Origin of the sequence: Aliisedimentitalea sp. MJ-SS2, from assembly GCF_032586155.1 — a bacterium.
Lineage (GTDB): Bacteria > Pseudomonadota > Alphaproteobacteria > Rhodobacterales > Rhodobacteraceae > JAWHTC01.
In genome coordinates, this window is record NZ_JAWHTC010000002.1 from 544,303 (window position 1) to 563,018 (window position 18,716).

Here is an 18,716-nt window from a genome sequence, read left to right on the forward strand (position 1 = left end):
TGATTGTCATGGTCAAGGCCCCGGTCGCCGGCCGGGTCAAAACCCGCCTTGGCCGCGACATCGGCGCGATTCCGGCCACCTGGTGGTTCCGCCATCAGGTGACGCGACTGCTGCGCGAGGTGGACGACCCCCGCTGGCGGACCGTTCTGGCGGTGGCTCCCGACACGGCTCTCCACGCGCGCTTCTGGCCGGCCCATTTCCCCCGCGTATCCCAGGGCCGCGGCGACCTGGGTGCCCGCATGGCCCGCCTTTTGCGCCTGCCCCACCCCGGCCCGGTCTGCCTTGTCGGTGGCGACATTCCCAGCCTGAGCGCGGCGCACATCAGCCATGCCTTCGCGGCTCTGGGTGGCAATGATTTTATCTTCGGGCCCGCCACCGATGGCGGCTTCTGGCTCGCCGGGTTGCGCCATCCATCCCTTGCGCCCGCGGGGCTATTTAGCGGGGTGGACTGGTCAACCGCAACGGCTCTGAACGACAGCCTGAAAACACTGGCAGGGCGTCGGGTGCAATTGGCTGACCGCCTGTCCGATGTCGACCGCGCAGCCGATTTATGAGGCTTTGCGCCGCCTTCGGCGTCGCCAGGGGGCCTCGCTTCGCTCGGCCAAACGCACGCTGATGGCGGTCATTCGGAAGTGATCCCGGTCGGGTGAATGGTCCGTTGGATTTTGAGTATTTGGATCAAGGAAGAGGGGCAATCGCGTTCTCTTTCTTGACCCAAATACTCACTGAAACGCCTGTGCCACCCGCCCAACGCCTGAAAAGCGACACGCGACTTTTCCAATGACGCCCAGCGCCGCCCGTGCTAGGGGAGCCGCCATGAGCAAGCTGCCAACCAAGGACGAGATCCTGCAATGGATCACGGACAACCCGACCGAGACCTCAAAGCGTGACATCTCCCGTGCTTTCGGCATCAAGGGGGCGGCGCGGATCGACCTGAAACGCATGCTCAAGGAGCTCGAGGCCGAAGGCCACCTTGCCAAGCGCAAGAAAACCTATCGCGACCCGGACAAGCTGCCGCCAGTGGCGGTGCTGCAGGTGGGTGAACCCACCCTTGATGGCGACATGACCGCCCGTCCGATGGAATGGCAGGGGGACGCAGACGAACCGCGTATCCTGATCATCACCCGCGCCTCGGACCCCGCCCTTGGCTCCGGTGACCGCATCCTGGCCCGCCTGACCGAGGTCAAAGGCGAGTTCCAGTACGAGGCCCGGCTGATCCGCCGCATCGGCACCAACCCGCGCCGGGTGCTGGGTGTCTTCCGCAAGACGCCTGAGGGTGGGCGCATCCTGCCAATCGACAAGGGCGACGGCAAGGAATGGCTGGTCGGCAAAACCAACACCGGTGGCGCCAAGGAAGGCGAGCTGGTCGAGGCCGAGCAATCCGGTCCCAAGGGGCGCATGGGCCTACCCCAGGCGCGTATCGTCAACCGCCTGGGCGATCCGACCCAACCGCGCGCCGTGTCCCTCATCGCCATTCACCAACATGGGCTGCCGCATGAATTCCCCGACGAGGTGATCGCCGAGGCCGACACCATGCATCCCGCGGGCTTGGACGGGCGCGAGGACATGCGGGACATGCCGCTCATTACCATCGACCCGGCCGATGCGCGCGACCATGACGATGCCTGCTGGGCCCATGTCGATGATGACCCCAAGAACGAAGGCGGCCATGTCCTGTGGGTCGCCATCGCCGATGTCGCCCATTATGTCCGCCCCGGCACGGCACTCGATGGCGAGGCCCGCAAACGCGGCAATTCCTCGTATTTCCCCGATCGTGTCGTGCCGATGCTGCCCGATCGCCTGTCCGGCGATCTGTGCTCGCTGCACGAAGGGGTTGAGCGCGCCTGTTTGGCGGTCCGCATCCAGATTGACGCCCATGGTGAAAAGATCGGCCACCGCTTTGTCCGCGGGTTGATGCGCTCGGTCGCTTCGCTGAACTACCGCGAGGTTCAGGCCGCAATGGACGGCGACGTGAATGACAAGGTGGCCCCTCTGATGGACGAGGTCATCCGCCCGCTTTATGCCGCCTATGACGCCCTGATCCAGGCGCGCAACAAACGCCAGCCGCTCGACCTCGACCTGCCCGAACGCAAAATCGTCCTCTCCGACGCGGGCGAGGTTGAATCCGTCAACTTTGCCGACCGGCTCGATGCGCATCGGCTTATCGAGGAATTCATGATCCTCGCCAATGTCGCCGCCGCCGAGGACCTGATCGCCCGCAAGTCGCCGCTTCTTTTTCGCGTGCACGAGGAACCACCCAAGGAAAAGCTCGATGCCCTGCGCGACACCGCCCAGACGGCGGGCCTGACACTGGCCAAGGGGCAGGTGCTGAAAACCTCGCACCTCAATTCGCTGCTGGCCCAGGCCGAAGGCTCGGATCATGACGAGTTGATCAACCTCGCCACCCTGCGCTCGATGACGCAGGCCTACTATAGCCCCAGTAATTTTGGCCATTTCGGCCTGGCGCTTCAAGCCTATGCGCATTTCACCTCGCCGATCCGGCGCTATAGCGACCTGATCGTGCACCGGGCGCTGATCTCGGCGCATAAATGGGGCGATGATGGGCTCTCACCCGAAGGCATCCAGCGGCTGGAACCCACCGCGGCGCATATCAGCGAAACCGAACGCCGCTCGATGATGGCCGAACGCGATACCACCGACCGCTACCTCGCCGCCTTCCTCTCCGAACGGGTCGGCAGCGATTTCGCCGGTCGCGTCTCGGGTATCGCCCGGTTCGGCGTCTTTGTCAGGCTTGATGAAACCGGGGCCGACGGGCTCATCCCAATGCGTAACCTTGGCAACGAATACTACCATTTCGACCGTGAAAGCGGCACTCTGACCGGCTCGGATACCGGTCATGAAATCGCCCTTGGTGACCGCGTTGTCGTCCGCCTGGCCGAGGCCGCCCCGGTCACCGGTGGCCTCGCGCTCGAACTCATCACCCACGAGGGCAAATCCCTGCCCCAGGGCAGCGGCTCGGGCCGCGGCCGGCGTGGCAAACCGGCCAAGCGCAAACTCTCTCGCGCCAAGAAAAAATCGGCCAAGACTGCCCGCAAGGTCACGCGCCGCCGCAAGTGAACCTGCACGATTCCTGCTCGGTGTATGGGTTCAAAACCCACCACCCCATTGCTGCCCGACGGCACCGGGGCGGGCCGCGCAGCCATTGCCACAAGCGAACCACCGGAACAGGATGGGTGGTGCCAGAGGGCGGCAATTCCCGCTTCAATAGCGCCGCCGCGTGCAGGTCATCTCGGTCACCTTCTCACCCAGCCCTCTATTGACGTAGGTATCGTCGATATCACAGTCGTATTCGACCTTGCCAGGGAGAACCTCGATTGGCTCAGCCCCCTTGCCGCATTTCAACCGCGCCTCAATCAAGGCCTGATCCCCTCCCAGCTTCGCCACCGAGCAGCCCGAAACCTTCTCGATCGCCGCCACCGCTCGCGGCGCCACGGCTTCCAACCGCGGCGCCCATTCCCGGTTCAACCGAATGGCTTCCGCCCGGTTGCCGTCCACTCGCACGTCAAACGTGCTTTGGCCGATGGTGATCCGCACCGGTTCCACCCCGCGAAACCCCGGGCTGGGGGTGTTGCAGGCAGCCAGGGCCACGGCGAATACAAGGCAAACAAGACGCTTCATACCCCGATCTGACTGCATCGTGGTTAACAGACGGTTAATGAACTTGCTGATCTTGTGCTTTTACGCGTCCGGTGAGTACAGATGCGGCCGCCCAGAGGGGTCGGAGATGTAACATGTTTGAGGCGTGATTTTCATTTTCGTCGAACGTCGGCTTGGCAACTTCATTTGTTCAGTCGCCGCTTTCGCCTTTTCCCCAGAACAATAGGGGATTTTTACCTGTTGATATCGCTTATCCCTCATACACAGTTCAAAATTTTTCATGCGCAACGCGGCGTTGGTATCCGTAGAATAAATGCCAACGTACGGTGCCCATCCGATTTGTGTATTTACTGGCACCTTCTGCGCGGCAACGGTACTGCATTGTACATAGTCTCGTTCATAACGATCATATGTTACTCCTTGTTTTACAAAGAAGCTTTGATCAACGCAGGCCGTAAGAATAACCGAACCTGCAATAGCCGCCGGAAGAATGAATCTCATTTTTGCCCCCAAAAGATTGTCAATCTTTGTAGCGCTCAACTTTAAGGATTTGCAATACCTAAGTGATGTGACTTAGCGTCTGCACCGCGTTTCATGACCTCGGGCCAAGTCACCAATTCTCTCGCCCTCTGCGACAAAAAGTTCATCCACGAGTCAGCTTTTCCAGTTGTATTCCAAAAGTCGCATGTTACCTAATATTCGAAAATCAATATGTGAGTCACCACCCAATTCAGAAGCATCCCATGTCGACCAACGTCAAACGCCCGGCGGACGCGTATTCGCCACTTTACTTCCTCGGCGCTCTTGGCGCGGGTGGCCTCTCGGTCACCTTCTTCATGTTCCTGTTCTTCTGGGTGCCCCACAACGGCCGCCCGGTGCCGATTTTCGAAGATATCATGGCCGCTTTCTCGCAGGGCGACCTGCCCCAGCAGGTCGCCATCGTGATCGCATGGATCGGCATTGCCACCTTCGCCTTCCTCAACATCAAATACCTTCTGTGGAACTTCTCGGCGCTTGCGGCGTTCAAGAAAACCGACGCCTACGAGAAACTGCGCAATTCCAACGCCGAAACCACCCTTCTGGCGGGTCCTCTGGCCACGGCCATGACCATCAACGGGTTGTTCATCGTCGGCCTCGTCTTCGTACCCAAGCTCTGGACCATCGTGGAATATCTCTTCCCCCTCGCCATGGTTGCCTTCGGCATCGTCGGCATCTGGGCGCTGCGCATCATCGGTGACTTCCTGGGCCGCGTGCTGTCTCAGGGCGGCATCTTCGACGTCACCGCCCATAACAGCTTCGCCCAGTTGCTGCCGGCCTTTGCCCTGTCGATGGTCGCCGTCGGTTTCGCCGCCCCCGCCGCGATGAGCACCGCAACCGTGACCGTTGGTGCGGCGATGGTCATCTCGACCTTCTTCGGCATGGCCGCGCTGATTTACGCCGTGGTTGCCGCGATCACCGCATTTTCCTCGATGCTGCACTATGGCACCGCGAAAGAGGCCGGCCCGACCCTGATGGTCATCGTCCCGATCGTCACCATCCTGTCGATCATGATGCTGCGCCAAAGCCACGGGTTGCACGTCACTTTCAACGTCCACACCTCTGCCGGTGAAACCATGGTCTTTCTTGCCCGGATGATCGCCATCCAGGTCATCTTCCTGATGCTGGGTCTCACAGTCCTGCGCCGTCAGGGATATTTCAAGGATTTCGTATTCGGCTCGAAAACCTCGCCCGGTTCCTACGCGCTGGTCTGCCCCGGCGTTGCCTTCGCGGTGCTGATGCAGTTCTTCATCAACAAGGGCCTCGTGGCTGCCGGCGTGCTGACCAAGTTCTCACTCGCGTACTGGGGCATCACCTTTGTGCCGCTGATCTCGATGTCGCTGATGGTTCTCCTGGTCTTCCGCCTTAACCGCCAGTACTTCGGCAAGTCCGCCACCCCGGCGGCGGTCCCTGCCGAGTAATACCGCGAGGCTTGTCTCTCGGTACCTGCCGCTGTGCGAAGCTCATCGTCGCGCAGCGGCAAACGGGTGGGGGGTGGTCTTCCTCCAAAAAACGACCCCCCACCCAAATTCCCTTCGCTTAGTCCAGCGTCATCAGCATGTCCTTGGTATAGGGTCGCATGTCGCCGTATTCCCCGGAAAGCACCCGATTGGCCCAGTCCGGATTGGCGATCAGCGCCCGCCCGACGGCCACCAGGTCAAACTCGCCTCGACCGACCCGCGCCACCAGCTCATCAATCCCCGTCGGTTCCGCCTCGCGGAAATTCGCGGTGCCATCATCGGGCAGGAAATCGGCATTCAGCCCCACGCTGCCCACCGTGACCGTCGGCTTGCCGGTTAGCTTCTTCACCCAACCTGCAAGGTTCAAGTCACTGCCCTCGAACTCGGGCTCCCAGAACCGCCGCGTCGAGCAGTGGAAAATATCCACCCCGGCCTCAGCCAACGGCTGAACGAACGCCTCCAGCTCCTCCGGTGTTTCCACCAGCCGCGCGGAATAGTCCTGCTGCTTCCACTGCGACCAGCGGAAGATCACCGGGAAGTCCGGCCCCACTGCCGCGCGCACGGCCTTCACAACCTCCAACGCGAACCGCGAGCGATGCGCCAGATCACCACCGTATTCGTCCTCGCGCACATTCGTCCCGTCCCAGAAGAACTGGTCGATCAAGTAGCCATGCGCCCCGTGGATCTCGACCGCGTCAAATCCGATCTCCTTGGCCGATGCCGCGGCCTTGGCAAAGGCCGCAACAACCTCGTCAATATCCTCCTGCGTCATCGCGTGACCGGTCACCTTGCCCGGTTTGACCATGCCGCTGGGGCTGTATCCCGGCGTATCCCCGCCCGGATTGACCCCCGGTTTGCGAATGGCCCCCACATGCCAGATCTGCGGCGCGATCTTGCCACCCTCGGCATGCACCGCCTCAACAACCTTTTCCCACCCGGCCAATGCCTCGTCACCGAAAAACGCCGGCACGTTGGGATAGGCAATCGCCGCCTTGTGGTCGATGAATGTGCCCTCGGTAACAATTAGGCCCACGCCCCCCGCCGCGCGGCGCCGGTAATACTCGATCACCTTCGCGTTCGGCACGTTGCCCGGCGAATAGGTCCGCGTCATCGGCGCCATCACGATCCGGTTGCGCAACTCCAGCGGTCCAAGGGCAACGGGGTCATTCAGTGTTTTCGTATCCGGCACAGACAGGCTCCTCATTCAGCAATTTGCCTCTAACAATGCACTTTCGCCCCAACAGGCAAGCACGTGGCGAAACATCGTGACGTCACGCCCTCACGACGTCACGGCATTTTCATACCAGCCCCGCACAAAAACCCCCTTGCAACCGCACGCCCCGATGATCATCCTCGGAACCTGCAACAGGAGACCGCCGATGACCGAGGACAGCACCCGCCACGCCAGCAAGATGGCCAAGAAAAAGGCCGCCCGCGACAAGATCATGGCGACCAAGACCGACCAGAAGGGGTTGATCATCGTCCACACCGGCAAGGGCAAGGGCAAATCCTCGGCCGCCTTCGGGATGATCTTCCGCTGTATCGCGCACGACATGAAATGCGCCGTGGTGCAGTACATCAAGGGCGGCATGTCCACCGGCGAGCGGGACATGATCCAGCGCCATTTCTCCGACACCTGCGCCTTTCACACCATGGGCGAAGGCTTCACCTGGGAAACCCAGGACCGCGACCGCGACATCGAAATGGCCCGCGCTGCCTGGGAGAAATCCAAGGAGTTGATCCGGGACCCTGCCAACAAGATGGTGCTGCTCGACGAGATCAACATCGCGCTGCGCTATGACTATATCCCGATCAACGACGTGGTCGATTTCCTGGTCAACGAAAAACCCGAGATGACCCATGTCGTCCTCACTGGGCGTAACGCCAAGGAAGAATTGATCGAGGTCGCCGACCTCGTGACTGAAATGGAACTGATCAAGCACCCGTTCCGCTCGGGAATCAAGGCGCAGATCGGGGTGGAGTTCTGACAACGACGGCTACCAAGCGCTGAACAGAGGACCCCACGTCATGCCAGAAACCCGCCTCCTGACCGAATTCGGCATCGGCACCTCGCTGCGTCGCCAGGACTATACCGAGGCCACGCTGCGCGCGATCCGCGACGCGCTGTGGCGCAATTCGATCAACCTCGCCGAGCTGTTCGGCGCCCCCAAGGAAGCGATGATCCTCGATGTGGACATCGGCGTTGCCCAGCCCGACGCAGTGGACATAGACCAGGTCAAGGCGGCCTTTCCTTACGGCCAGCCTCGCATCCATGTGACCAAAGGCGGGCTCGACGTGCCCCGTCCCGATGCCCCACCCAACGTGATCGCCAATGTCGCCATCTCTGTCTCTCTCGACCTGGAGGCGCAATCATGAGTGACCAGCGCTTCATCATCGAAATGGGCATGGGCAATGACCTGCACGGGGAAAACTACACCAAGGCCGCCACCCGCGCCGTGGAAAGCGCAATGCGCCGCTCGTCCCTGCATATCCTCGGCCTGCCCGGCATCGACAGGGACACCTTGCGAGTCAAGGTCACCATCGGCGTCCAAAACCCCGACGCCATCGACTCAGCCGCCATAGCCGCGCTTCTACCCATCGGCATGCCCGAGGTGGTGGTCCTGCATGGCGGCCTCAACTCGACCCACCCTGATACCGGCGAGATCATCGTCATCGCCAGCGCCGCGGTCGAGGCCTTCCTGCCGGTTCAATTCGGGGCCTGCAAACCAACCTGATCCCCAGAGTCATTGCGCCGCCTTCGGCGTCGCGGCAGGCACCGCATGCATGCGCGGCTTGTCCGGCCCGTCAGGTGGTCATATTATCTGACCAATATCCCCAGGAGGCTACGTTGCCCTTTCAGCCCGTCCAGCCCGAAAAGCTCTCTTCCGCAGTGATCCGCCAGATCGAGCGGTTGATCCTGCGCGGCGTTTTACGCCCCGGAGACCGCCTGCCCTCGGAACGCGACCTGGCCGAACGGCTGGCCGTCTCGCGCCCCTCACTGCGCGATGCCATCGCCGACCTGCAGGAGCGCGGCCTTCTGACCAAACGTGCCGGATCGGGCATCTTCGTGGCCGAGGTTCTGGGGTCCGCCTTTTCCCCGGCGCTGGTGCAGCTCTTTGGCAATCACCCCGAGGCGGTGCATGATTTCCTGTCTTTCCGCCGCGACATGGAAGGGCTGGCCGCCGAGCGTGCCGCCCGTCACGCCTCGAATCTCGATCTGCAAGTCATCGACCGGGCCTTCCGCCGCATGGAGACCACCAAGACCCGCCCCGACCCGCAGGAAGAGGCCGATCTCGATGCCGCCTTCCACATGAGTGTGATCGAAGCCTCCCACAACGTGGTGATGCTGCACATGATGCGGGCGATGTATGACCTGCTGCGCCAGGGCGTGATGTTCAACCGCGCGCGCATGTTCGCCCAGAACACCACCCGCGAGGAGCTTTTGGCCCAGCATCGCGCCATCAACGACGCGCTGCAAAGCCGCGATCCAAGGGCGGCGCGGCAGGCCTCCGAGGCCCATCTCGATTTCATCGCTGACGCCTACGAGGCCCAGCGCAAAACCGACCGCAACGCGGAAACCGCCCGCCAGCGGATCGAGCACGACACCGCGGAATAAACCTGGCTCAATTCTCTGCGGCCACCATGACCTTGCCAACGCTTTGGCCCGATCCCAACCGCTGCATTGCCCCGGGCGCGTCGCCCAGCGGGAACACTTTGTCGATCACTGGTACGATCTGCCCTTCCACGGCCATCTGCGCCAACTGTTCTACGTCACGCGGATTGCGGTCCCATAGCAACAGGCGCACGTCCCGGCTGTCAAAGCGCGACAGGATCGGCCCGGCAATACCAGCGATCAATGACGCTCCAAGAGGCCCGCCGATGAACCAGAACCGCCCACCAGGTTTGAGCAATCTGCGACTCTGCAACACCGGACGCCCACAAACGCAATCGATGATCAGGTCGAACCGCAGACCTAAGGCCGCCACATCGTCGGCCCTGTAGTCCAGCACCACATCGGCGCCCAATTCACGCAAACGCTCCCCCTTGGTCGCATTATCCTCGGCCACCGCATGGGCGCCCTTGGCCTTGACCATTTGCAAGGCAAAGGTGCCCACACCTCCCCCGGCCCCGGCAATCAACACCCTCTGCCCTGCAACGACATCGCGCGTCGCCTGCAATGCCAGTACTCCGGCCTGGGGCAGCGCAGCCGCATCGACGAAGGGCAACGCCTCGGGCTTCATCACCCACAGACTTGCAGGGGCGGTGACATATTCGGCCAGCCCTCCCCAATGTTCGAACAGTTCGCCGATCACCGCATCCCCCACGGCAAAGCCATCGACCCCGGTGCCAACGGCCTCGACATAGCCGGCCACATCAGACCCCAGCACACCGATCTTAGGCCGCATCCAGCCCCACATCCGCGAATAGATCGGCCATCCGGTCATGATCTCATAGTCGGCACCGTTCAGCGCACAAGCTTCGACCTTGACCAATATCTCCCCCGAGCCCGGCTTCGGGCAGGGCAGATCGACCGCCTGCAACACCTCCGGCCCGCCATATCGTGAATAGGATAAGGCTCTCATGACACACCCCCTCAGCCCATTCTATCGCAGAGCCACACAAACGAAAAACCCGGACCGCCATGGCCCGGGTTCTTCAATTTCGTCGGGTGGGTTCAAACCCACCATCCAGCTTAGTGCAGCTTGGCGTCCACTTCGGCGATGGCCGCATCGATCAGCTTGTTGCCGCTCGCGGCGGTCATCTGCTTGGCGATCACGTCCTGCGCGGCGCCTACGGCGATCAGAACCGCCTGGTCGCGTACTTCCTTCACAGCCGACGCTTCGGCGCTGGCGATCTGTCCCTCGGCCGCGGCCAACCGGCGCGCGATCGAGGTTTTCAGGTCTTCCTTGGCCTGTTCGGCCGCCAGACGGGCTTCTTCCTTGGCGTGATCGACGATCCGCTCGGCCTGATCGACCACTTCCTTCTGCTTACGCTCGAAAGAGGCCAGAACACTCTGGGCCTCTTCACGCAGCTTGCGGGCCTCGTTCAGCTCGTCCTGGATGCCTTCGGCGCGCTTGTCCAAGAGGCCGCCCAGAAGACCGGGCACCTTGAGGTACAGCAGAACACCAATGAACAGCAGGAACGAGATCAACACCACGAAGTTGGTGTTGCTCAGTGAAAAGAACGGACCAGACGCGGCCAGCGCCGGGCTGGCGGCGAAAAGGGCAATGAATGTTGCAATGATGCGCATGTCTTTACCCTTTCATCCGTGCGTTGATCGCCGCGGTCACCGTCTTGGCGTCGGCTTTGCCGCCCATCGCCGCCACGATATCCTTGGCCGTGTCCTTGGCCACAACCTTGACCGCATCCAGCGCACCGGCGCGGATCTCGGCAATCGCCTTCTCGCTTTCGGCTGCCTTGGCTGCGATCTCCGCATCCGCCTTGGCAATCTCAACTTCAAGCTCGGCCTGCATTTCTGCCTTGGCTTCTGCCACGATGTTGTTTGCCTCGGCCCGTGCATCCGCGAGCGCCTTGTTATAGGCGTCTTCGGCGTCCACGGCCTTTTGTTTCAGATCTTCGGCAGCTGCCAGATCATTGGTGATCGTGCCCTGACGTTCGGCCAGGATTGCCGCGATGCGCGGCAGTGCGATCTTCGACAGCACGAAGAAAATCACCACCAGCGTGACAACAAGCCAGAATACCTGGTTCGCCATCCAGTCGGGGCAAAGCTGCGGCATGCCAATGGCACCACCACTGCTGTCGACACAGGACGAAACTGTCTGAGCAGCTCCGTGACCGGCGTCTTGCGTTTCCGTTGCCATGTCGTCGTCCTCCTCGAACCGGGATTACAACGGGCGGGTCATGCTTTGGCAGAACCCACCCGAGCGTAAGGATGGTCCGTAGGTTTAGACGGCGAACATCAGCAGAAGCGCGACGAGGAACGAGAAGATCCCCAGGGCTTCCGAGAACGCAATACCGATGAACATCGTTGCGGTTTGGCCACCAGCAGCCGACGGGTTGCGCAGAGCGCCCGACAGGAAGTTACCAACCACGTGGCCCACACCAACAGCAGCGCCGCCCATGCCCGTGCATGCCAGACCTGCGCCGATGTATGCGCCCATTTGTACGATATCGCCTTCCATGAGTATTCTCCTTACGTTGGAATTAGCTAGATGAGGTGTAGGGTGCGTGATTTCACGCACCGTTCGTTAGTGATGCGGGTGCAGTGCGTCTTTCAGATACACGCATGTGAGGATCGCGAACACATAGGCCTGGATAAAGGCCACCAGCAGTTCAAGCGCATAGATCGCGGTGATCGCCAGGATCGCGAAGGGCGAGATTGCCAGCAACGCGGCAAAGGCTGCAAACACCTTAATCACGGCGTGACCGGCCATCATGTTGCCCGCCAGACGAATGGAGTGGCTTACGGGGCGCACGAAGTACGAGATGACCTCGATCAGCGCCAGGATCGGGCGCAGCACCAGCGGCGCGGATGAGATCCAGAAGACGCTCAGGAAGCCCAGACCGTTTTTCCAGAAGCCAAGGATGGTGACGAACAGGAACACGGCCATCGCCATGACCGCGGTCACTGCAATGTGGCTGGTGGTGGTGAACGCGCCCGGCAGCAGGCCCAGCATGTTCGCCATCACGATGAACATGAACAGCGTCATGATCATGGGGAAGTATTTCACACCATCTTTGCCGGCAACGTCTTCAACCATGGTGTAGACAAAGCCGTATGCGAGCTCGGCAATCGACTGACCGCGGCTCGGAACAACCGCCCGCTTCGACGTGGCAAGAACCAGCAGCGCAATGATCGCCACAACCGTCAGCGCCATCCACAGGGTCACGTTGGTGATCGTGAACATGCCCACCGGGCCGTCGCTGAACAGCGGCTTGACGATGAACTGATCCATCGGGTGAAAGACCAGGCTCGATCCCTCGGCTGCGGCGTCTGCGGATTGCGTCTCGGTTGCCACGTCTTACGTCCTCTCGTTGTCTTCTTCAGGGCTTGCGCCCGCTTGTTCCTCTTGGAACTCTTTCGCCGTGCGCATCATGGTGCGAACCCCGGCGATAAAGCCCAGCAATGTGAATATGACAAGGAAGATCGGGAGCGTCCCGAACAGGCGATCCAGCCCGTATCCCATGCCAAAGCCGATCAGAACACCGGCGACCATCTCAATCACCATCCGCCAACCCTGTTGGGCCTGGGAATAGTGCTCATCCTGGTGGCGCTTCTCGGTCTCTTCGGCCTTTTTGGCCGCATTGATCTTCGCTTCCAGCGCCTCAAGGCGTGCTTTCGGGTCGGATTCGGACACGGGAAAACCCCATCTGACGATTGCGCCTTTGCTATTTGGGGTGGGGTACAGAGTCAAGCACGCCGACCGGACCGGCTTTACTCACCTAACCTGTTGTTATTTTGAATATTTTTACAAAGAAAGAGAGACGGGGACATTCCGCCGCAACCGGCGTTAGCGCTGACTCAAGGCAAATCGCATATTCAACCAAATGGTTGACGAATTGGCGGGCCATGGGCAAATGGAGCCATGAGTAACGCGCTCGATACCACCTTCGCCGCGCTGGCCGATCCCACGCGCCGCGCGATCCTGACCATGCTTCTCGAAGATGACATGGCCGTGACGGACGTGGCCGAACCGTTCGAGATGTCGCTCGCGGCGATTTCCAAGCACCTGGGTATCCTCACCCGCGCCGGTCTGATCAGCCAGGAAAAGCGCGGTCGGGTGAAGTGGTGCAAGCTTGAACCGGACGCGCTGCGCGGAGCCTCGGTCTGGATGCAGGGCTTTGGCCAGTTCGAACCGGTTAATCTCGACGCTTTCGAGCGGTTTCTCGAAATCGAACTCGATCCCGGCACAGCCGAGGACCCGGCGACTTGATCCACTCGTTCGACAAAATCCCGGCGGCCCACATGGTCACCGTCCGGGATGCCATCACTGTACCGCCGGTCGAGGGCCGCAACATACCCTCTGGCGTATTCGACGATGGCGGAACGATCGTCGACAATTCCCGAACGTTGATGGGCGGGCCGCGCTGGTCGGACATCCCGCCCTATCCCGACCCGATCTCGGTACACTCGTTGCCCGGGCGCCACCTCTTCGGCGGCGTGGGCCGGGTGCATTTCGGCCATTTCCTGATCGAAACGATCCCTCGGCTCTGGGCGCTGGATCACCTCGACCCGCCGGTCGAAAGCGTGATTTTCTTCCCCATGCATGGCCGCCGCACCGATATGCCCTTCGGGCGGACCCTGCGCGAGTTGATTGACCTTTTCTGCGGCGACGTGCCAATCACCATGATCGACCATCCTACCGAGATTGCCGAACTGGTGGTGCCCAGCCAGGGTGTCGGCCACCTGAACTGGTCCACCGGCACACCCGAATTCCGCCAGTTCGTCCGCTCCCGGTTCGAGGCCGCCTACAAACCCGACGGTCCCGAACGGCTCTACATTTCCCGCACCCGGCTTGGAAACGAAGACAGCCTTGTCGACCAGGAAGATGCCATCGAAGAGCTGATGGCGGCAGCGGGTTACACCATCTTTCACCCGGAGCGCTATTCGATCCGTGAACAGGTCGAACACCTGATGGCGGCGAAAACGGTGGTCGGGGCAGACGGTTCAGCCTTCCACCTCGCCGCCCATGTGCTGCAACCCGGCACCCGCGTCGGGTTGATCAAACGCCGCCACCGCACGGCCGTATTCAACGCCATCGCCGAACAGGTCAAAGCCTTCGGCGAGGTCGACCTCAGCACGATCCACCCGCTCAAACCCCAGCAAGAGGGTGAGCCCAAGGCCCGGCTCAACATGTTCCGGCTGGAACGGGCGTTACGACAGAAGGGGTTCCTCTGACCGGGTTAGCGATGCACGGTGAGCGAGCTTTGTCGAAAGGCGCAGCGATTGGCGGCACTGAGCCCAAGGCGGTCGCCATTTTTCTTTGAAAGATTGACATCCATTGGAGGTTTCCCTGAAGCTTTGATAGTAATTTTAGGGGAGAATTATTATGGCACGCATGCACGATACCATCGGGATCATTGGCGGTTCAGGAATGCTCGGGTCCGCAATATCCAAGACGATTTTGGGAAGCGGAGCATTTGAAAATTCGAACTTCTGGATTTCGAACAGAAGCGGCGAAGCCCCGGATTTGGGGCACAGTTCGGACATTCACGTCACGAAAAACAATCAAGAGCTGGTGGGCGCATGTGATGTTATCATTCTGTGTGTGCCGCCCGCGCATTTTGCCGACATTGACATCCGCGCATCCGACCGGCTGGTTGTTTCAGTTATGGCAGGTGTGACGATAGACGAAATGAAATCCAAGACCGACGCCGTCCGCATCGTGCGGGCCATGAGCAGCCCTGCCGCCTCATTGGCCTTGGCATATTCACCTTGGGTGGCTAGCGCCGACGTTACGCCCAAAGACCGAAACACCGTGAGTGCGATTTTCGGGTGGTGCGGGGCAACCGACGAGATATTTGACGAACGACAACTGGATCACTTTACCGCAATGACTGGCCCGGTTCCCGGCTTTGTCGCCTATTTTGCGCAGTGCATGGTGGATCATGCCACAAGTCAGGGAATAGAACCTGAAGTGGCCAATCGGGCCGTTCGCCAACTTTTTCTTGCCAGTGGAACAATGCTGGCCAACGGCGAGGCCAGCCCGGAAGATCAGGTTCGATGGATGATAGATTATGCTGGCACAACCGCCGCCGGGCTAACTGCAATGATAGACTCAACCTTGTCCAAGACAATCAGTGATGGGCTGCTAGCGGCAGCGGACAAGGCTACATCCATGCCGAGGTAGGCGGTTTTTGAAACTGGCGCTTTTGGCTGAAATGCAAACAACTATGAGAATTTCCAAAGCGCAACTTAGAGGTCAAAGTAACGCCCAATAGGTGCGGTTTTGTCATCTGAATCGATGGTCAGACAATCGTATAGTCTGTTCCAATACACGTCGGTAGGTCGTCGCTGAGTTTCAACCAAGTGAGTTTTTCATCATGTGCGGCTTGAAGAGTAGGTTCGAATTTCCCCTACTCGTCCAACGCTGCAACAATAAAGTGCATAACACCTGACATTTTTTCTGATCTGAATGGCAGCGGTGTCCCGCAATTCCCGCAAAAAGTTCTCTCCGCACCCGGTGAAGAGTGAAAAACCTTGGGCGCACCGGTTGTCCATCGCCACTGCTTGTCAGAGACGCCAATGAAAGTTGCCATCGGCGCTGAAAACTGTCGCCTGCAACTTCCACAATGGCAGTTGACGCACGACTGGACCGGTTCATCTACTTCGCATTTGATGCGACCACACAAACAACGACCGCGCATAATAATTTCCTTCGGGAATGCAGGTTGGCCGTTCCAACAGCATCAAACACCAATGGCCGCAAATCCCGCGGAGCGGTCACTCAACACGAGTTTTGATGCGGCTATGCGGCGAACGGCTGCTTTTCCCGATACCGGGCAAAAGCAGGCAGCGTCACGAACCGCAGCTTAGGGCGCGGAAAGCACAATTTCAGTGCCCTTCATCCTTCAGCAGCACCAGCAACGCCAGTACGGTCAGCGCCACCCCGACCAGCACCAGCATGGGCGGCACAGTGTGCCCCAAGGCGATTTCCCACACGATCACCCAGCTGGGCGTCAGATAGGTATAGGCCATCACCTTAGCGCTGGGCAGGCGCAGCGTCGCGAATTGCAACAGCACGAAGGTCACCGCACTGGCAAACACCGCTACATAAACTAGCGTGATCCAGACAATTCCCGGCAGCGCTGCCCAATTGGTCGCCAATATGTCATGCCAACCATAGACGGTCACGACCACCGCTCCCGCGACAAGCATGCCAAAAGTGAACACCACAGGCGCCTCACCGCGGTTCAAAAGCCGCACCATCGGCGTATAGGCCGCATGCGCCACGCACCCCCAGAAATAGATCATCTCACCACGCCCGACCTCGAACGCCCGGAATGCGCCCCAATCGGCACGGAAAATCACCCACAGCGCGCCAACGCCGCCCAGCGCCAGTGCGCCTGCCATCCTTGGCGTCGTCACCTGCCTCAGCAACACGTAGCCAATCACCGCCGACATGATCGGGGTCAAGGTGAACACCGCCGCCGCCGACACCGGCAGCGCCGTCTTCAACCCTTCGAACATCAGCACGAAATAGGCGGCAAATGTGCCCCCCAACAGGAAATAGCGCCACGGCGCCCGCGCTGCCTGCCTTGGCAAGCCCGTGGTCATCAACGCTGCCGCCCCGACCAGCATCGCCGCAATGACGAAGCGCGGCGCATTCAACGCGGCCGGCTCGATATGCGGCGCCGCCATCACCCCCAGCGAAAACGACCCCGCCACCAGCGCCGAGAACGCCAGCATCGCCAAATGGCCCAGCCCCGCCGGACCGATGCGTCCGGTCATCGCACATGCTCTTTCAGAAACTGCACCAGCGCCTGCACCTTGGCCGTGCGATGCAAGTCCATATGCGTGACCAGCCACAATGGTCCACGCCACTTGTCCCGTGGCGGCAACACTTCAATCAGATCGGGATTGTCACGCACATCCTCGGCTGGCAGAAACCCGAGCCCGGCGCCGGCCAGCACCGCCTGTTCCTGGGCTCGGAAATCGTCCGTGCGGAAAACGATCGCCTCGGGTGGGACCTGTTCGCGTAACCAGACCGCGTAGGGCGCACGCGACGCGCTGTTCTCGGTAGACACGAACCGGTGCCCTTCGAGATCTTTGCCATCCTTGGGCTGCCCATAACGCGCGCAATAGGTTCGGCTGCCGAACAAGGCCATTTCCGTTGTGGCAAGCCGCTGCACGACATTATCTGGCTCCTCCGGTGCGTCCATCCTTGCCCGGATCGCCACATGTGCTTCGCCGTATTCCAGCCGAAACACCCGGTCGCTGGCCAAAAGCCGGATGATCACACCGGGGTGGACCTCCTGAAACGCACTCAGCACCACGGCCAACCTTGGCGTGACACCGGGGAGCGCCGTGACCACCAACTCGCCGCTGACATCGCTGCCCCGTCCCTTGATGCGTCCCGCCAGCTGTGAAAACTGGTCGTCAGTCGCTCGCCCCACCCGCAACAGGTCTTCTCCGGCTTCGGTCGGGGTGTACCCCCTGGCATGGCGCTGGAACAGCTTCACCCCCAAACGCGCCTCAAGCGCGTCTATGTGGCGGATCACAGTGGCATGGTGCACGCCCAACGCCTCCGCCGCCCCGCTGACCGTCCCGGCGCGGGCAACATGATAGGCGGTGCGCACCTCATCCCAGTTTTCCATCTCGACAACCCTGTGCAATTTTGAACATGGCTTTCACAACATGGCATTCAGGTTCGGAAATGCAAAGTTGAAACTGAAGCAAGCAGGGCTACTCTGATCGCATGAAAATCCGCAAGAATACCGATCACACATTGATCGTCGAAAACCGCCCCTGGTTCTTTGCCATTATGATTTCGGTCTTCATCCTGGTCTTCACCGGGATCGGGATCGGCCTGTTGAGCTCAGGCGAGCTTATGGGCCTTGTCCCACTGGCCGTCGGCCTGGTGATGGCCCCGCTCTTTCTTTACATCTTCGCCCGCCGGGTTCAGGTGGTATTTTATCGCCCCGAAGGCTGGGTCGAAATCCGCCGCGCCAATCTGCGCGGCACCAGCAAAATCCGCTATGACATCGAAGAGATCCAGCGCGCCATTCTGGAAAGCACGCAAAGCGACAGCAGCACACTCTACCGCGTGACGCTGATGGTCGAAAAGGGCGGCGTTGCCGGCCCCGTGCCCCTGACCCAGGCCTATTCCAACATCGGCAAACACCGCCAAGTCACCGACGCCATAAATGCCTGGCTCTCGGCCTAGGGGTGCTCCCGCCCGTCCTTCACCGATCTGACGATCGGCTCGGCCCGTTGGGCCCGGCCTCGCTTCGCTCGGCCGCATGGTAACCGGTCGCGCCTCGTGAGCGCCCGGCGCGGGTCCAATGGCGCGGCGTTCACCTGTCGGCTCCAATCAGACCTACAGGTTTGGATATTGAGTATTTGGACCAAGAAAGAGACCCGAACTGCACCTATCCTCTTTCTTAGATCAAATATTCGAACTCAGAAGGTTTTACCAA

The 18,716-nt window shown here is 60.7% G+C and carries 23 protein-coding genes; 11 read left to right on the forward strand and 12 right to left on the reverse strand.

The annotated features are described in order from the left end of the window. The first annotated feature begins 8 nt into the window (after positions 1–8). Both RXV86_RS09170 and rnr read left to right on the forward strand, forming a co-directional pair. The gene (locus tag RXV86_RS09170; RefSeq protein ID WP_316300219.1) at positions 9–554 is read left to right on the forward strand and encodes a DUF2064 domain-containing protein; all 546 of its coding nucleotides are present in this window, start codon (positions 9–11) and stop codon (positions 552–554) included. 262 nt (positions 555–816) lie between these two features. Further along, the gene (rnr, locus tag RXV86_RS09175; protein WP_316299200.1) at positions 817–3,078 is read left to right on the forward strand and encodes a ribonuclease R; all 2,262 of its coding nucleotides are present in this window, start codon (positions 817–819) and stop codon (positions 3,076–3,078) included. Between the two features lie 144 nt (positions 3,079–3,222). Here rnr and RXV86_RS09180 read toward each other — a convergent pair whose 3' ends face one another. Continuing rightward, a complete protein-coding gene (locus tag RXV86_RS09180; RefSeq protein ID WP_316299201.1) occupies positions 3,223–3,639 on the reverse strand; it encodes a hypothetical protein in 417 nt (138 codons plus the stop codon). Positions 3,640–3,699: 60 nt separating this feature from the next. Further along, the gene (locus RXV86_RS09185) at positions 3,700–4,158 is read right to left on the reverse strand and encodes a hypothetical protein (protein WP_316299202.1); all 459 of its coding nucleotides are present in this window, start codon (positions 4,156–4,158) and stop codon (positions 3,700–3,702) included. Positions 4,159–4,361: 203 nt separating this feature from the next. Between RXV86_RS09185 and RXV86_RS09190 the strand changes: the two genes are divergently transcribed. Next, positions 4,362–5,576: a hypothetical protein gene (locus RXV86_RS09190; protein ID WP_316299203.1), complete on the forward strand. Its 1,215-nt coding sequence runs from the start codon at positions 4,362–4,364 to the stop codon at positions 5,574–5,576. A 118-nt stretch (positions 5,577–5,694) separates the two neighbouring features. Here RXV86_RS09190 and RXV86_RS09195 read toward each other — a convergent pair whose 3' ends face one another. After that, a complete protein-coding gene (locus RXV86_RS09195; RefSeq protein ID WP_316299204.1) occupies positions 5,695–6,804 on the reverse strand; it encodes an NADH:flavin oxidoreductase in 1,110 nt (369 codons plus the stop codon). A 190-nt stretch (positions 6,805–6,994) separates the two neighbouring features. Between RXV86_RS09195 and cobO the strand changes: the two genes are divergently transcribed. The 4 genes from cobO to RXV86_RS09215 all read left to right on the forward strand — a co-directional run bounded on the left by cobO (position 6,995) and on the right by RXV86_RS09215 (position 9,231). Next, on the forward strand, positions 6,995–7,603 hold the full coding sequence (cobO, locus tag RXV86_RS09200; RefSeq protein WP_316299205.1) for a cob(I)yrinic acid a,c-diamide adenosyltransferase: 609 nt from the start codon (positions 6,995–6,997) through the stop codon (positions 7,601–7,603). Between the two features lie 40 nt (positions 7,604–7,643). Next, positions 7,644–7,991, forward strand: coding sequence for a Lin0512 family protein (locus RXV86_RS09205; protein WP_316299206.1), 348 nt, complete (start codon positions 7,644–7,646; stop codon positions 7,989–7,991). Then, positions 7,988–8,350, forward strand: a complete 363-nt coding sequence (locus RXV86_RS09210; protein ID WP_316299207.1) for a Lin0512 family protein — start codon at positions 7,988–7,990, stop codon at positions 8,348–8,350. Before RXV86_RS09205 ends, RXV86_RS09210 begins: the two co-directional genes overlap by 4 nt. 113 nt (positions 8,351–8,463) lie before the next feature. Then, on the forward strand, positions 8,464–9,231 hold the full coding sequence (locus RXV86_RS09215; RefSeq protein WP_316299208.1) for an FCD domain-containing protein: 768 nt from the start codon (positions 8,464–8,466) through the stop codon (positions 9,229–9,231). Positions 9,232–9,238: 7 nt separating this feature from the next. Here the strand turns inward: RXV86_RS09215 and RXV86_RS09220 are convergent, their stop codons facing one another. The 6 genes from RXV86_RS09220 to RXV86_RS09245 all read right to left on the reverse strand — a co-directional run bounded on the left by RXV86_RS09220 (position 9,239) and on the right by RXV86_RS09245 (position 12,934). Further along, the gene (locus RXV86_RS09220; RefSeq protein ID WP_316299209.1) at positions 9,239–10,198 is read right to left on the reverse strand and encodes an NAD(P)-dependent alcohol dehydrogenase; all 960 of its coding nucleotides are present in this window, start codon (positions 10,196–10,198) and stop codon (positions 9,239–9,241) included. 110 nt (positions 10,199–10,308) lie between these two features. Next, the gene (locus RXV86_RS09225) at positions 10,309–10,866 is read right to left on the reverse strand and encodes a F0F1 ATP synthase subunit B (RefSeq protein ID WP_316299210.1); all 558 of its coding nucleotides are present in this window, start codon (positions 10,864–10,866) and stop codon (positions 10,309–10,311) included. A 4-nt stretch (positions 10,867–10,870) separates the two neighbouring features. Then, positions 10,871–11,437, reverse strand: coding sequence for a F0F1 ATP synthase subunit B' (locus tag RXV86_RS09230; protein ID WP_316299211.1), 567 nt, complete (start codon positions 11,435–11,437; stop codon positions 10,871–10,873). 84 nt (positions 11,438–11,521) lie between these two features. Then, positions 11,522–11,758 (reverse strand): F0F1 ATP synthase subunit C, encoded by a 237-nt coding sequence (locus RXV86_RS09235; RefSeq protein ID WP_106471144.1) that lies wholly within the window; start codon positions 11,756–11,758, stop codon positions 11,522–11,524. 66 nt (positions 11,759–11,824) lie between these two features. Continuing rightward, a complete protein-coding gene (locus tag RXV86_RS09240; protein ID WP_316299212.1) occupies positions 11,825–12,595 on the reverse strand; it encodes a F0F1 ATP synthase subunit A in 771 nt (256 codons plus the stop codon). A gap of 3 nt (positions 12,596–12,598) precedes the next feature. Then, a complete protein-coding gene (locus RXV86_RS09245; protein WP_316299213.1) occupies positions 12,599–12,934 on the reverse strand; it encodes an AtpZ/AtpI family protein in 336 nt (111 codons plus the stop codon). Positions 12,935–13,162: 228 nt separating this feature from the next. Here RXV86_RS09245 and RXV86_RS09250 point away from each other — a divergent pair, with 228 nt between their 5' ends. The 3 genes from RXV86_RS09250 (at position 13,163) to RXV86_RS09260 (ending at position 15,427) form a co-directional block, all read left to right on the forward strand. Then, positions 13,163–13,510 carry a metalloregulator ArsR/SmtB family transcription factor gene (locus RXV86_RS09250; protein WP_316299214.1) on the forward strand — a complete coding sequence of 116 codons (348 nt, stop codon included), beginning with the start codon at positions 13,163–13,165 and terminating at the stop codon, positions 13,508–13,510. Beyond that, entirely contained in the window at positions 13,507–14,475 is a 969-nt protein-coding gene (locus RXV86_RS09255; protein WP_316299215.1) for a glycosyltransferase 61 family protein, read from the forward strand. The genes RXV86_RS09250 and RXV86_RS09255 overlap by 4 nt, the downstream gene beginning before the upstream one ends. Positions 14,476–14,635: 160 nt before the next feature. Then, entirely contained in the window at positions 14,636–15,427 is a 792-nt protein-coding gene (locus tag RXV86_RS09260; protein WP_316299216.1) for a pyrroline-5-carboxylate reductase dimerization domain-containing protein, read from the forward strand. A gap of 226 nt (positions 15,428–15,653) precedes the next feature. Here RXV86_RS09260 and RXV86_RS09265 read toward each other — a convergent pair whose 3' ends face one another. From RXV86_RS09265 to RXV86_RS09275, 3 genes are all read right to left on the reverse strand, one after another. Then, positions 15,654–15,944, reverse strand: coding sequence for a GFA family protein (locus tag RXV86_RS09265; protein ID WP_316299217.1), 291 nt, complete (start codon positions 15,942–15,944; stop codon positions 15,654–15,656). Between the two features lie 187 nt (positions 15,945–16,131). Then, complete coding sequence (locus RXV86_RS09270; RefSeq protein WP_316299218.1) at positions 16,132–17,028, reverse strand: DMT family transporter; 897 nt, start codon at positions 17,026–17,028, stop codon at positions 16,132–16,134. After that, positions 17,025–17,894 (reverse strand): LysR family transcriptional regulator, encoded by an 870-nt coding sequence (locus RXV86_RS09275; RefSeq protein ID WP_316299219.1) that lies wholly within the window; start codon positions 17,892–17,894, stop codon positions 17,025–17,027. The genes RXV86_RS09270 and RXV86_RS09275 overlap by 4 nt, the downstream gene beginning before the upstream one ends. Before the next feature lie 101 nt (positions 17,895–17,995). Between RXV86_RS09275 and RXV86_RS09280 the strand changes: the two genes are divergently transcribed. After that, the gene (locus tag RXV86_RS09280) at positions 17,996–18,463 is read left to right on the forward strand and encodes a hypothetical protein (RefSeq protein ID WP_316299220.1); all 468 of its coding nucleotides are present in this window, start codon (positions 17,996–17,998) and stop codon (positions 18,461–18,463) included. The last annotated feature ends 253 nt before the right edge of the window (positions 18,464–18,716 follow it).